The 13,042-nt window shown below is 69.8% G+C and carries 12 protein-coding genes and 1 tRNA gene; 10 read left to right on the forward strand and 3 right to left on the reverse strand.

The window, feature by feature from the left end; genetic code table 11:
• Positions 1-28: 28 nt before the first annotated feature.
• Complete coding sequence (locus tag BLQ43_RS00745) at positions 29-2,059, forward strand: serine/threonine-protein kinase (RefSeq protein WP_090018211.1); 2,031 nt, start codon at positions 29-31, stop codon at positions 2,057-2,059.
• A 22-nt stretch (positions 2,060-2,081) separates the two neighbouring features.
• Complete coding sequence (locus tag BLQ43_RS00750) at positions 2,082-2,609, forward strand: hypothetical protein (RefSeq protein WP_090018212.1); 528 nt, start codon at positions 2,082-2,084, stop codon at positions 2,607-2,609.
• Positions 2,610-2,700: 91 nt separating this feature from the next.
• Here BLQ43_RS00750 and rpoH read toward each other — a convergent pair whose 3' ends face one another.
• Both rpoH and BLQ43_RS00760 read right to left on the reverse strand, forming a co-directional pair.
• Complete coding sequence (gene rpoH, locus BLQ43_RS00755; protein WP_090018213.1) at positions 2,701-3,579, reverse strand: RNA polymerase sigma factor RpoH; 879 nt, start codon at positions 3,577-3,579, stop codon at positions 2,701-2,703.
• Positions 3,580-3,842: 263 nt separating this feature from the next.
• Positions 3,843-4,826 carry an RluA family pseudouridine synthase gene (locus BLQ43_RS00760; RefSeq protein ID WP_218119073.1) on the reverse strand — a complete coding sequence of 328 codons (984 nt, stop codon included), beginning with the start codon at positions 4,824-4,826 and terminating at the stop codon, positions 3,843-3,845.
• 29 nt (positions 4,827-4,855) lie between these two features.
• Here BLQ43_RS00760 and BLQ43_RS00765 point away from each other — a divergent pair, with 29 nt between their 5' ends.
• From BLQ43_RS00765 to BLQ43_RS00785, 5 genes are all read left to right on the forward strand, one after another.
• The gene (locus BLQ43_RS00765) at positions 4,856-5,164 is read left to right on the forward strand and encodes a hypothetical protein (protein ID WP_090018215.1); all 309 of its coding nucleotides are present in this window, start codon (positions 4,856-4,858) and stop codon (positions 5,162-5,164) included.
• Complete coding sequence (locus tag BLQ43_RS00770) at positions 5,161-6,213, forward strand: threonine aldolase family protein (RefSeq protein ID WP_090018216.1); 1,053 nt, start codon at positions 5,161-5,163, stop codon at positions 6,211-6,213. Before BLQ43_RS00765 ends, BLQ43_RS00770 begins: the two co-directional genes overlap by 4 nt.
• 125 nt (positions 6,214-6,338) lie before the next feature.
• A tRNA-Glu gene (locus BLQ43_RS00775) sits at positions 6,339-6,414 on the forward strand.
• 606 nt (positions 6,415-7,020) lie between these two features.
• The gene (locus tag BLQ43_RS00780; RefSeq protein WP_090018217.1) at positions 7,021-7,626 is read left to right on the forward strand and encodes a beta-class carbonic anhydrase; all 606 of its coding nucleotides are present in this window, start codon (positions 7,021-7,023) and stop codon (positions 7,624-7,626) included.
• Positions 7,627-7,769: 143 nt separating this feature from the next.
• On the forward strand, positions 7,770-8,639 hold the full coding sequence (locus tag BLQ43_RS00785; protein ID WP_090018218.1) for a formate/nitrite transporter family protein: 870 nt from the start codon (positions 7,770-7,772) through the stop codon (positions 8,637-8,639).
• Positions 8,640-8,646: 7 nt separating this feature from the next.
• On the opposite strand, the gene BLQ43_RS00790 is transcribed toward BLQ43_RS00785, so the two are convergent.
• Positions 8,647-9,216, reverse strand: coding sequence for a tetratricopeptide repeat protein (locus BLQ43_RS00790; RefSeq protein ID WP_090018219.1), 570 nt, complete (start codon positions 9,214-9,216; stop codon positions 8,647-8,649).
• 154 nt (positions 9,217-9,370) lie between these two features.
• Between BLQ43_RS00790 and BLQ43_RS00795 the strand changes: the two genes are divergently transcribed.
• The 3 genes from BLQ43_RS00795 to dnaG all read left to right on the forward strand — a co-directional run bounded on the left by BLQ43_RS00795 (position 9,371) and on the right by dnaG (position 12,831).
• On the forward strand, positions 9,371-10,282 hold the full coding sequence (locus BLQ43_RS00795; protein ID WP_245659397.1) for a DMT family transporter: 912 nt from the start codon (positions 9,371-9,373) through the stop codon (positions 10,280-10,282).
• Positions 10,283-10,355: 73 nt separating this feature from the next.
• On the forward strand, positions 10,356-11,024 hold the full coding sequence (locus BLQ43_RS00800) for a CPBP family intramembrane glutamic endopeptidase (RefSeq protein ID WP_090018220.1): 669 nt from the start codon (positions 10,356-10,358) through the stop codon (positions 11,022-11,024).
• Between the two features lie 55 nt (positions 11,025-11,079).
• A complete protein-coding gene (gene dnaG, locus BLQ43_RS00805; RefSeq protein WP_090018221.1) occupies positions 11,080-12,831 on the forward strand; it encodes a DNA primase in 1,752 nt (583 codons plus the stop codon).
• The last annotated feature ends 211 nt before the right edge of the window (positions 12,832-13,042 follow it).

Consider the following 13,042-nt stretch of genomic DNA (forward strand, 5'->3'; position numbering starts at 1 on the left):
GACGAGGTTTACGGCAAGTGGGCCCGGCATGAGCGACGCCAGCCAGGGGCAGGGTGACGCGCCGAAGCGCGGCGGCGGGCGCCGACAGGTGCAGCTCGGCCGCCACGTGCGCATCGACACCAGCCAGAAGCTCCCGGGGCTCAGCACGCAAACGGCGGACGCCTACGCGGCCACCGACAGCCGCGAGCCGGGCAGCACCTTCTACGCCCTCGTCTTCGACGAATCCCACCCGCCGCGCGAAGAGATCATCCCGCCGCTCTCGCGCATCGAGGGACAGCCCGTCGTCACCCCCGTGGACTGGGGTGTCGTGCCCTGGGACGGGCAGGGCAACCAGCGCTTCGCCGTCGTTCAGGACCAGCCCACCGGCGACCTGCTGGCGGCCGGCAGCGACGCCCGGATGCCGGCCCTGCGGGAGGACCAGCTCGTCGAGCGGCTGGTCAAACCCATGACCCGCGTGCTGCGTGAGGTCTTCGACCGGGGCGTGACCCACCGGGCCATCTGCGCGCAGAACGTCTACACCGGCGATCCCGCCACCCAGGAGATGATGCTGGGCGATTGCATCGCCCACCCGGCCGGGACGGTGCAGCCGCCGGTCTACGAGACCATCCAGGGCGCGCAGGCCAACGTGATCGGCCGCGGCCCGGGCGATCCGCGCGACGACCTCTACGCCCTCGGCGTTCTCATGGCGATGCTGCTGCGCGGCGGCAATCCCATGGCGGATTGGTCGGCCGACGCCATCGTCATGCAGAAGATGACCGTCGGCACGTATTCCGCGCTGATGGGGCGCACGCGCGCGTCGCTGAAGCTGATGGAGCCGCTGCGCGGCCTGCTGACCGACGACGAGGAGGACCGCTGGGACATCGACGACCTGGAGATGTGGCTCTCCGGGCGGCAGCTCAGCCCCAAGCAGGCGGCGCTTCCCAACAAGGCGCGGCGCGGCTTCCGCTTCAACGGGCAGCAGTACTGGAGCGCGCCCGCGCTCGCCCACGCCCTGGCGCAGGACTGGCGCAACGCCATCGCCGTCATGGGCTCGGGGGAGATCCAGGAATGGGCGGAGCGCAGCCTGGGCGACGAGAAGCACGCCAGCCGCATCCAGCAGGTCATGGCCAAGAGCGGCGGGCAGAGCGACGACCGCGCGCTGGCCCAGCTGCTTATCGCGCTGGACCCGCGCGCGCCCATCCGCTTCCGCAGCATGGCGGTGCGCGTGGAGGCCATCCCGGAAGCCCTGGCGCTGGCGTACAACCGCGAGGGCGACCGCGAGCTGCTGACCGAGATCATCCTGGCCAAGCTGCCCCAGCGCTGGATGGAGCAGCAGACCGACCGCTCGCTGAACACCGCGCGGCTGATGTCGGCCTCGGAGCGGCTCAACAGCTTCCTGGGCTCGTCCGAGCCCGGCTACGGGATCGAGCGCTGCATCTACGAGTTCAACGTTGGTTACCCGTGTCTCTCACCCCTGGTGGTCGGGCAGTACGTCAACCACATCGAGCGCCTCCTGCCCGCGCTGGAAAAGCGCGCGGAGGCGGGCGCGCCCGACACCGAGCCGGTCGACCGCCACATCGCCGCGTTCTGTATTTCCTGGACGGATTCCCAGACGATCGAGCGCATCGCCACCAGCATCGCCGCGCGCCAGTCGGAGCTGATCCGCAAGCGCGCGTTGCTGCATCTGCTGGCGCGCCTGCAGAAGAAGTACGGACCCAAGAAGCTGCCCGCGCTGACCACCTGGGCGGGTCGCTTCGCCAGCGACATCGTCGCCGGGTACCACAACCGCAAAACCCGGGAAAAGGCGGATCAACGCGTTCAGCGCGCGGTCGACAACGCCTCGCTGATCGAACTGGTGAACGCCGCCGACGACGGCGAGCTGCGCAAACGCGACGCCGCTGGGTTCCAGGCGGCCGAGCAGGAGTACCAGCAGATCAAGCAGGAGATCGCCTGGCTGGAGGACGGCGGCCTGACCTCGGACGGCAACGTGGCCCGGGCGACGCGCAACGTGGCCACCGCAATCTCGGCGCTGATCTCCGGCCTGGGGCTGGTGATGATGACGGTGCTGTTCGTAACATGACCGATCGCGGAAGCGGACGCGGATGAGCCAGGATACGGATCAGAGCCCGGCGGGCGCGGATCAGAAGAGCCGTTCGATCTGGCAGTGGATGGCCCTGGCGGCCTTCATCGTGCCCATGGCCGTCTTCCTGCTGCCCACGACCGTGGTGGCCGGCTTTCTGTTGCTGCCCACGATCGTGGCGCTGATGACGGACAAGACGCCGGGGCACTCGGTGACGGTTACCGTGGGGCTGCTCAACGGCGTGGGCACGCTGCCCGCCGTCATCCACCTGTGGTCCCTGGGGCACCACTTCAGCCAGGCCCTGATGACCGTTGCCCAGCCGATTTACTGGCTGATCGCTTACACGGGTGCGGCGGTGGGCTGGGGCATCTTCCTGGGGCTGCCGCCGCTGCTGCGGCGCTACTACCAGGTAGCCACGGACACGCGCATCAAGCAGCTGCAAAAGCGCCAGGAGGAATTGCGCGACCTCTGGGGCGACGAGGTCGCGGGCGAGGAACACGAGGCGGACACGACGGACGATTCCGCGCCCAACGCCTTCTCCACCCGATAGGCCAACAAAAAAGCCGGCCCGCTGAACGGACCGGCTGGGTTCGGGTGCGCCTGCGGCGCTTCATTCGCGGAGCTGCGCTGATGGCCGGGTGTTACGCCGCCACGCTCTCGCGCGCGGCATTCCGCATCGCCTTCTGGAGCTTTTCGAACGCCCGCACCTCGATCTGGCGGACGCGCTCGCGGGAGATGCCGTACTCCTGGCTCAGATCCTCCAGGGTCGTCGGCTCCTCCTTGAGGCGCCGCTCCTCCAGGATGTGGCGCTCGCGGGCATTCAGGGACTCCATCGCGTCGCGCAGCAGCTCGCGCCGCTTGGTCAGCTCCTCGGTCTCGCCCAGGCGGCTTTCCTGGTTCTCGCCCTCGTCGACGAGCCAGTCCTGCCACTCGCCGTCGCCGTCCACGCGCAACGGGGCGTTCAGCGAGTGATCGTGGCTGCCCAGACGGCGGTTCATGTTGATGACGTCGTTCTCGGGGACGTTGAGCGTCTCCGAGATCTCGCTGACCTGCTCGGGGTCCAGATCGCCCTCGTCGATGGCCTGCATCTGGCCCTTGAGCTTGCGCAGGTTGAAGAAGAGCTTCTTCTGCGCCGCCGTCGTGCCCATCTTAACCATGGACCAGGAGTGCAGGATATACTCCTGGATCGCCGCACGGATCCACCACATGGCGTAGGTCGCCAGGCGGAAGCCGCGATCCGGGTCGAACCGCTTCACGGCCTGCATCATGCCGACGTTGCCTTCCGAGATCAGCTCGGACAGCGGCAGGCCGTAACCGCGGTAGCCCATGGCGATCTTCGCGACCAGCCGCAGGTGACTGGTCACGAGCTGATGCGCGGCGTCCACGTCATTGTGCTCGCGCCAGCGCTTCGCCAGCATGTACTCCTGGTCCGCTTCCAGCATCGGGAACTTGCGGATCTCCTGGAGGTACTGGGTCAGGTTGCCCTCGCTGGGAACCGTGGGAAGCTGCGGCTGTGCCATGTCTCAACCCCTTCAGGACGATCGCTCGCATCCGCGTGCGGTCACCGCGTCTCGCGGGCGCGGCGTGCCCGGCGGCCGGCGTCCAGATCCGGCACCGGCCCGTGTGCCGCGCTTCGAGGCGATGGCGTCGTGCGAGGCGGCGGACGCAGCATGGCGCCGCGAGCTTGCGCCCGCGTCGCGTCCACGCGTTCCGCCATGTTCGGAATCTTAGGCCGAATCCCCTGCCGACCGCAAGCCATATATGACCGTTCTTGTCATGATTTTCAACCCCCCGAGAATGCGTCGATAACACCCTGAATGTCCTGGGGAATCGGGCTCGTGAAGCGCAGCCGCTCGCCCGTGACCGGGTGCGTGAACCCCAGCGTGGCGGCGTGCAGCGCCTGCCGCCCCAGGCCCGCGACGACGTGCCGCGCCGGCTCGGCCAGTTCGTCCGGGATGCGCCGCCGGCCGTAGGTCGGATCGGCCACGAGCGGATGGCCCGCGTGCGCCAAGTGCACGCGGATCTGGTGCGTGCGGCCGGTCTTCAGCCGGCACTCGACCAGCGAGGCCGTGCGCGCGCCCAGCACGCGCGTGACGCGGTAGTGCGTCTCCGCCGCGCGGCCGCCGCGCTGGCGCACGGCCATGCGCTTGCGGTCGACGGGATGGCGGCCGATGGCGCTCGTGCAGGCGCCTTCGGTGGGGGCGGGCACGCCCCAGACCACGGCCGTGTAGCTGCGCTCGATCGAGCGCGCGGCGAACTGCTCCACGAGCGCGGCGTGGGCGGTTTCCGTCTTGGCCGCCACCATGAGCCCGCTGGTGTCCTTGTCGAGCCGGTGGACGATGCCCGGGCGCTGCTCGCCCCCGATGCCGGTCAGCTCGTCGCCGCAATGGGCGATCAGCGCGTTGACCAGCGTGCCGTCCGGCGCGCCCGGGGCGGGGTGGACCACCATCCCGGCCGGCTTGATCACGACGATGAGATGGGGGTCTTCGTGAACGACATCCAGGGCGATCGCCTGGGCTTCCGGTTTGGCCGGCGCGGCCGGCGGCACCGTCAGCGTCAGCTCGGCGCCCGCCTTGACCCGGTGCGCCGGGTCGGCCACCGTCCGCCCGTCCACGGCAAGGTGGCCCGCCTCGACCAGCCCCTTGATGCGGCTGCGCGACAGCCCGTCGGCGCCGCGGGCGAGCACGCGGTCCGCGCGCGCGTTCGCGTCGCTGGCGTCAACGGTCAGCCGGACCGTGCGCGTGGCTGTTTCCGCCGCCTCGGCCATGATCCCCATGTGCGTGTGAAGGGTCCAAGATGAAAGCCCTCAAAGCCCTCGTGATCGGCATGGCGGTGCTGATCGTGCTCGGCCTCGGCGTGGTGGTCGCCAAGATCATCGCCGACAGCTCCGACGCCACCGGCCCGCGCGCGGACCTCGGCACCCTCCATCTGGGGCTGGACGATGCCTGCCGCATCGCCGGGGTGACCGGCACGGACGATCGCCTCGTCGTGCGGCTCGACGGTCCGGCGGACGCCGGGTGCGGCGAGGTTCTGCTGGTCGACCCCGGGGCCGGGAAGGTCGTGGGGCGCATCGCGCCGGGGCAAGCGCCGAAGGGAAGCTCGTGAGCCTGCGCAGCGACAACGCCGGGCCGGTCGCGCCGGCCATCATGGCCGCCATGGCGGCGGCGAACCAGGAGGCGGCCGCGCCCTACGGCGACGACCCGTACACAAAAAGCGCGTGCGCGCGCGTGCGCGACCTGTTCGAGACGCCCGAAGCCGCGGTGGTGCCGGTGGCGACGGGCACGGCGGCGAACGCGCTCGGGCTGGCGGCGATGGCGCCGCCATGGGGCGTCATCCTCGCCCACGCCGACGCCCACATCGACACCGACGAATGCGGCGCCGTCCCCTTCTACACCCACGGCGCCCGCATCCACCGCATTCCCGGCGACGAGGGCAAGCTGACGCCGGAGGCCGTGCGCGCGGTGCTGGCTGAGCTGAGCCCGCCGGAGGTCCACCACATGCCGCCGGCGGCCCTGAGCCTCACCAACCTGACGGAAGCGGGGACCCGCTACACGCCGGAGGAGGTGCGCGCGCTGGCCGCCGTGGCGCGCGAGCACGGGCTGCCGGTGCACATGGACGGCGCGCGCTTCGCCAATGCGGTGGCGGCCTGCGGCTGCACGCCCGCCGAGCTGAGCTGGCGCGCCGGGGTGGATATGCTCACCTTCGGCGCGACCAAGAACGGCGCCATGGCCGCCGAGGCCCTGGTGGTGTTCGAGCCCGCGCTCGCGGCAACGCTGGGCTATCGGCGCAAGCGCGGTGGCCACCTGTGGTCGAAGGGGTGGTATCTGGGCGCGCAGCTCGACGCCTACCTCGACGACGAGCTGTGGCTGGCGAACGCGCGCAACGCCAACGCCATGGCCGCGCGCCTCGCCGACGGGCTGGGGCGGCTGGCCGGGGTGCGGCTGGTCCACCCGGTCGAGGGCAACATCGTCTTCGCCGCGATTTCCGAGCGCGCCGCCGATTGCTTGGCCGAGCAGGGCTGGGTGTTCAACGAATCGCGCCACGACGAGGCCGCCGTGATTCGCTTGGTGGCGGGATTCACGACCACGCCGGCCGAGGTGGACGCTGCCATCACGGCCGTCAGCGAGGCCGTTGCCGGGACCACGAAGGGGTGATCGCGGCTGTTCCGGCCGGCATGGGCGGGGCTCGCGCAGGCAGATGCCGGATCGGCGAAAATCACCTCTTGATCCCCGCCACGCACACGGTTATATCCGCGCCTGCATTGGGCCGCAAAGCCGGTGTCCCCTTCGTCTAGCGGCCTAGGACGCTGCCCTCTCACGGCAGTAACAGGGGTTCGAATCCCCTAGGGGACACCACCTTTCTCCGCTTGCCCGGCTACTCTCAGCATCTTTCGGAAGCGTTTCATCCGGTTCGCGAACACCGTCGAGTGTAACGTGTCGGCTGCCGCGGGCGGCGATCTCGATTGGTCACCGCTCGAAGCGGGCAGCGAACTGGATTGTGAGGGACGGTCCGTATCCCTGGTCCGGCTGAGAGACGATCCGGTCGCCCTGGGGGTCGTAGAGGGACCACAGGACATGGCAGCAGGTCGGCATTTGATGGCCGGCCTGGCTCGGATACCGCCGAGCGTCCGGTGCAATTCTCCGGCGTTGATTTCAGCGTGTGGCCGCTGCTGGCGCTGCGCGCGGCGGATTTGTGCGCGGATTTCGGTGCGGAACGCGTCTGCGGTCGGCATCGCGATCGTCCGGCTGCGCGGTGACACGGCGAAGGCTGGCCGGAGAGGGCGCGGATTGCCATTCCATGGGCGTGGTATGCGCGCGGGGCTTTCCGGGCGAGATGGGCCGCAGCGCACGGGCCGCGCGAATACTCGCTTCACTGGTGTGAAATCGATCCGGCGTTTGCATTTTCGTGGGCCATCGGGCTAAAACCATCACTCGAAACTGTATTTTCGAGGAGGATCGGCCATGACGGTGAAGCGCCAGCTCGAGCAGGCCGCCCAGGAGCGCGAGACCTGGGTCTTGCGCCGGCAGAAGGGCAAGCCGAACAACCGGCGGCTGTGGGTTTGCGCCTGCATGGACGAGCGCTTGCCGATCGACGAAGCCCTCGGCATTCGCGGTGACCGCGGCGACGCGCACGTGTTCCGCAACGCGGGCGGCATCATGACCGACGACGCCATCCGCTCGGCCATGTTGAGCTGCCGCTTTTTCGGTACCGAGGAAATCGTGATCGTGAACCACACCGAATGCGGCATGATGGCGGCGCACACCGACAGTGTCGTGCAGGGCCTCGCCGATCAGGGCGTCGATCCCGCCACGGTTCAGCTCGATCCGGAGGTGCCGGAACTGCAGCTCGATCCCAGCGCGTTCGGGAAGTGGATTCGCATGTTCGACGACCGTTCGGTCGACGAGATTTGTCAGGCCCAGGTCGACTACGTGCGCAACCATCCGCTGATCCCGGAGTCGGTGACGGTCAGCGGCTGGATCTGGGAGGTCGAGACCAACAGCCTGCGCAAGCCGCACGAGCGGCTGGCCGAGCGCGTCAACACCCGCGACGAGATGGGCGGCGCCTGACGGCGCCGCGCATGCCCCGCGCCGTCGTCCTGAAAGGGTGCGGGGCAGCCCGCGATTCCGCCGCCATCCCACACCAAACCTTCTCATCCCCGCCCGGATGACCGCAGAATTCGACCGCAGGTGATGGCTCGGGCGGGGGTGCCATGACGACGAACCGCAATCATACGCCCAAGGACCAGCCGCCGCCGTCGGTCGGGGTCGATGCGCTGCTCCCCGAGCAGATGGCGGAGAAGGCGGAGGACGTCGGCGCGAAGAAGACCCGCCTGCGCCTCCACAAGTTGCTGGCGCTGTCGGTGCTGGCGGGGGCCTTCGTCGCCATCGGCGTGCTCTTCGCCCTCAACGTGTCCGAGGGCGGGGCGGCCGGCCCCCTCGTGCCGGGGCTGGCGTTTTCCACCGCCGTGATCCTGGTCGCCGTCGGCGGCGCGGAGTTGTTCACCAGCAACAACCTCATGGTCATGGCGTTGGTCAGCGGGCACATCCGTCTGCGCGAGCTGCTGCACGCCTGGGGCGTCGTCTACGTCGGCAACATCGTGGGCGCGGTGGCGACCGTCGTGATGGCGGTGCTGGCGGGGCAGGCGGCGCGCCTGGATGGCGGCCTGGTCGAAGAGGCTGCGGCGGTCTCCGCGCGCATGGCCGACACGGGCGCGATCGAGGCCTTCTTCCGCGGCGTGCTGGGGAACGTGCTGGTGTGCATGGCCGTGTGGCTGAGCTACAGCGCGCGCACCACCACCGACCGCATCCTGTCCGTCATCCCGCCCGTCACGGCCTACTATGTGATGGGCCTGGAGCACGCCGTCGCGGTGATGGTGTATATGCCGCTGGCGGCGGTCTCCCTCATCCTGCATCCCTCCGCCGCCACCAAGCTTGCCTGGCCCGACGGCTTGCCACCGTTGACGGCCTTGGGCGATTTCGTCGCCCACCTGGTGCCCGTGACGATCGGCAACGTCTTCGGCGGCGGTGTGCTCGTGGGCGCGGTCTACTGGTTCATCTTCCTGGAAGGCCGCCGGGAGTGAGCCGCGATCAGATGTCGCGTTCGCCCAGGCGGTCGCGGAGCTGTTCGGCGCGGGCGCGGGTGCCCGGCTGTTGCGGATGGATCGCCAGCGATTTCTCCATGGCGTCCAGCGCTTTGCGCGGGTTGCCCAGCTTCATGTGGCACAGCCCGCGCCCCGACAGCGCGCCGAAGTGGCGCGGCGCCAGCGCCAGCACGCGCTCGATGTCGGCCAGCGACTTTTCGTAGTTGCCGAGCATGAAGTGGATCGTGGCGCGTTTGTTCCACGCCTCGGCGTAGTCGGGGTCGAGGCGCACCGCCTGATCGAACGCGGCCAGGGCGGCGGCGAGCTGGCGGCTTTCCATGGCGCGCTGGCCGCGGGCCATGATCTCGCGCACCTGCGGGTCCTCGTGCTCGTACCAGATCGACCAGATCTTCTCGGCGATGCGCTGGCCCTCGGCGTAGCTTTCCGCGTCGTCCAGCTCGGCGAACAAGGAATCCAGGCGCGGGTCCGTCTGATCCGCGTGCGCCGGGGCGGCCACGTGACCGCCGGCCAGCACGGCCGCCAGCGCGATCGGCCCGAGTGAGTTTCGACACCTCATGCCCACACCCTACACCCCTGCGCCGCCGCGGGCCATCCGGGCGTGCGCGCCGGGCATGGCGTGCATGCGGGCCGATGGCTTGTGTCCGCGGCGCGCGTGACCACGATGGGAGCCCGTTGTTCGCCGGCCCACGCAGTCACGGAGGCAGCCCGAGGTGACGCAATCCGCCGCGATCCCCGGCCACGGCCGCGCCGGGCCGACGGTTTTCATCGCCGCGCTGGTGGTCCCCGCGCTGTGGGGCATCTACTGGGTGCCGCTGCGCGCGCTGGAGGCCGTGGCCGCGGCCGGGCCGTGGGCCACCTTCGTTGCGGTGGCCGTGGGGGCGTTGGCGATGGCGCCCTTCGCCTGGGTGGGGCGGCGGCGCATCCGCGCCTCCAACCCCTGGGCGCTGGTCAGCATCGGAATCGGCGGCGTTTCCTTCATCCTCTATTCCAACGGGCTGCTCTACGGCCACGTCGCGGTCGTGATCCTGCTGTTCTACCTGACCCCGGTGTGGAGCGTGATCATCGCCCGGCTTTGGCTGGGCTGGCCCGCGTCCTGGTGGCGCTACGCCGCGATCGGCCTGGGGCTGGGCGGCATCGCGCTGGTGCTGCGCGGCAGCCACGGCGGGCTGCCGCTGCCGACCACCCTGGGCGACTGGTTCGGGCTCGCCTCGGGCATCATGTGGTCGATCTCCTCGACCGGGCTGCGCACGCAGGTGGCGACCAACGGCGTGGAGACGAACTTCATCTTCTGCCTGGGCGGCGCCGTCGCGGCGCTGGTGCTGGCGCTCGGCCTGGGCGGTTCGCCGCCGCCGCTTCCCGACGATGCGGCCCTGGAAGCACTGGCGTGGATCGCCGCGCTCGGCGTCGGCTGGTGGGGCGTCTCGCTGGCGGTGTTCATGTGGGTGGCGCGGCTGATGGAGCCGACGCGCCTGGGCATCCTGATGATGACGGAAGCCATCGTGGGCACGCTCTCCGCCGCCATCTTCACGGCCGAGCCCTTCGGCTGGATCATGGCCGTGGGGGCGGCGCTGGTGGTGCTGGCCGCCTATCTGGAAACGCGCCACGAAGCGCCGGCGGCATAACGGGCGGGCAGGTGGACGCCGGGCGGGCACCTTCCCATCTCCGGGTCGGGTTCAGGCAGCGGAGCAGGCAGGCATGAGCGCCCCGTCATCCCAGCCGCGGCTCGACGAGGTGCCCGCCACGCGCCGCGCGGTGGAGTTCGCGGCGCTCTACGTCGCCATTCCGGTCGTCCACGTGGTCTATTTCGACGCGCTCGGCACCTTCCTGCCGCTGGCCGCGATGGTCCTGTGCGGGGCGGTGCTGCTGGCGGTCACGCCCGGCTTCCGCTGGCGCGAGTTGGTGGATCCGCGCGGGCTGCGTGCCTGGCTGCCCTACGCGGGGGGCTTCATCGCCGTGGCGGCGGCGGTGATCCTGGGCTTCACGCTGGTGCTGGTGCCGGGACAGCTCTTCCACTTGCCGCTGCACGAAACGCGGCTGTGGGCGGCGATCATGCTGATCTACCCGCTCGCCTCGGTGCTGACGCAGGAACTGATCTTCCGCCCGCTCTTCTTCCGGCGCTACGCGCCGCTCTTCGGCTCGGACGCCGCGGCGATCGTCGCCAACGCAGCCGTCTACGCCCTGGTGCACGCCTTCTACCAGAACTGGGTGGCGATCGTGCTCACCTTCGGCGCCGGGCTGATCTTCGGCTGGACCTACCGGCGTAGCGGGTCCTTCCCGCTGGTGGTGCTGATGCACGCCGTGGCGGGACAGCTCGTTTTCACCATCGGTCTTGGGGTGTACTTCTATCACGGGGCCATCGGATGAGGCAGGCTCGCGCTGTCGTCGTTTCCCGTAGCCGCGCACAGGTGGACGCCCGCGCATGACCTTTCCCGCCGAGTTCCTCGACCGGCTCCGCCAGCGTGCCCCGTTGCCCGAGGTGGTGGGCCGCCACGTGCGCCTGCAGCGCCGGGGCAAGGAATACGAGGGGCTGTGCCCCTTCCACCGCGAGAAGACGCCCTCGTTCACGGTGAACCCGGACAAGGGCTTCTTCCACTGCTTCGGCTGCGGCGCGCACGGCGACGTCGTCGGCTTCGTCATGCGCACCGAGGGGCTGAGCTTCCCCGAGGCCGTGGAAAAGCTGGCCGGGGAGGCGGGTCTGGACGTGCCGCGCGCCGGCCCGGAGGAGCGCCAGCGCCAGCAGCGCCGCGCCACGCTCGCCGAGGTGGTGGAGGCCGCCTGCGCTTGGTTCGAGGAACAGCTCGCCGGGCGCGCGGGCGCCGAGGCGCGCGCCTACCTGGACACGCGCGGCGTCGACCGCGCCACGCGCGAGGCCTTCCGGCTGGGCGTGGCGCCCAACCAGCCCCAGGCCCTGCGCACGGCCATGAACGCGCGCGGTTACGACGACGAGCAACTGCTTGCCGCCGGACTCGTCAAACACGACGAGGAACGCGGCGAGCCGCGCGACACCTTCATCAACCGGCTGATCTTCCCCATCGGCGACCGGCGCGGGCGCATCATCGCCTTCGGCGGGCGCACGCTCGGCAACGCCAAGGCCAAGTACCTGAACTCGCCCGACACCGAGCTCTTCCACAAGGGCGAGGTGCTCTACAACCTCGGCCGCGCGCGCCGGGCCGCCCACGACACCGGCGAGCTGATCGTGGCCGAGGGCTACATGGACGTCATCGCGCTCGCCCGCGCGGGATTCCAGGCCGCGGTGGCGCCGCTCGGCACGGCCGTCACGGCGCACCAGGTGCAGCAGCTCTGGCGCCTCACGGACGAGCCCGTGGTGTGCCTGGACGGCGACGAGGCCGGCCGGCGCGCCGGCTACCGCCTGGCCGAACGGGCGCTGCCCGTGCTGCGGCCGGGTTTCTCGCTGCGCTTCGCGGAGTTGCCGGCGGGCGAGGATCCGGACGACGTGGTGCGCAACCACGGCGCCCAGGCGTTCCGCCGCATCCTGGACGCGGCCCGGCCCATGTCGGACATGCTGTGGCTTCAGGCCACCGAGGGGCGGCGCTTCGACACGCCCGAGCGCCGCGCCGGGCTGCGCCGCGAGCTGCACCGCCAGATCGGGGAGATCCAGGACGAGGGCGTGCAGCAGGCCTACCGCGACGAGATGGAGCGCCGCTTCCGCGAGCAGTTCGGCAACGGTCCGCCGCGTGGCGGCCGTCGCGGCGGTGGCGGCCGGCGCGGCGGCGGACGGCCGGGCCGGCCGGACGACGCGATGCAGGGCGGCGGCGAGGGCGCGCGGCGCTCGCCCGTTGCTGTGTGGCGTGGAGGCATCCGCGCTTTGATGTTATGCCTAATAAAAAACCCTGATATTCTAGAGGATTTTGTAGAAGACTTCTCTAGGATAGAGTTTGGGGCATCCGATCTCGACCTTTTGCGCGAAAACTTAGTTGATATTATTAGTGATGGAAGCGAAAATTCAACAGAAACGATTTGGAGCGAATTGTATAATCGGATGGGTGAGGAGCGTATTGAAGAAATATTCTACCGAGACGAGTATATCGTATCACCGCTTGCAAAAATGAGGGGTGATGATGTTTCGACGCGACAAAAAATGAAAGAGGTGCTGATGGAGCTGGAGGTTGATCGGCCCCGCCCAGTCCTCAAGCTCAGGGGGAATATGTGACGCTGGGGTGATAGGGCGGCGGCGGCCGGGCTTGACACGCTGCGCGTCTGTCGCCACTTGCGCTACAGGCGTGGTATCCGCGGGATGCCCGCCACCGGCACGTTTGCGCTCGAAACGACGAGAGGGCGATCGATCGCGTGGGGCGCCTCGAAACGCGTCCAAGGCTGGCGCCGACCCTATTGGGGCGCGGCGGTCGGTGGTGAAACCGTGA

The organism is Limimonas halophila, from assembly GCF_900100655.1.
In the GTDB taxonomy this organism is placed as follows: Bacteria; Pseudomonadota; Alphaproteobacteria; order Kiloniellales; family Rhodovibrionaceae; genus Limimonas; species Limimonas halophila.

Bases quoted from the DNA above. Each gene is read 5' to 3' on its own strand.
- BLQ43_RS00750 (WP_090018212.1), top strand. From the start codon at position 2,082: ATGAGCCAGGATACGGATCAGAGCCCGGCGGGCGCGGATCAGAAGAGC.
- BLQ43_RS00790 (WP_090018219.1), bottom strand. From the start codon at position 9,216: ATGAGGTGTCGAAACTCACTCGGGCCGATCGCGCTGGCGGCCGTGCTG.
- BLQ43_RS00765 (WP_090018215.1), top strand. From the start codon at position 4,856: ATGAAAGCCCTCAAAGCCCTCGTGATCGGCATGGCGGTGCTGATCGTG.
- BLQ43_RS00780 (WP_090018217.1), top strand. From the start codon at position 7,021: ATGACGGTGAAGCGCCAGCTCGAGCAGGCCGCCCAGGAGCGCGAGACC.
- dnaG (WP_090018221.1), top strand. From the start codon at position 11,080: ATGACCTTTCCCGCCGAGTTCCTCGACCGGCTCCGCCAGCGTGCCCCG.
- BLQ43_RS00800 (WP_090018220.1), top strand. From the start codon at position 10,356: ATGAGCGCCCCGTCATCCCAGCCGCGGCTCGACGAGGTGCCCGCCACG.
- rpoH (WP_090018213.1), bottom strand. From the start codon at position 3,579: ATGGCACAGCCGCAGCTTCCCACGGTTCCCAGCGAGGGCAACCTGACC.
- BLQ43_RS00760 (WP_218119073.1), bottom strand. From the start codon at position 4,826: ATGGCCGAGGCGGCGGAAACAGCCACGCGCACGGTCCGGCTGACCGTT.
- BLQ43_RS00745 (WP_090018211.1), top strand. From the start codon at position 29: ATGAGCGACGCCAGCCAGGGGCAGGGTGACGCGCCGAAGCGCGGCGGC.
- BLQ43_RS00785 (WP_090018218.1), top strand. From the start codon at position 7,770: ATGACGACGAACCGCAATCATACGCCCAAGGACCAGCCGCCGCCGTCG.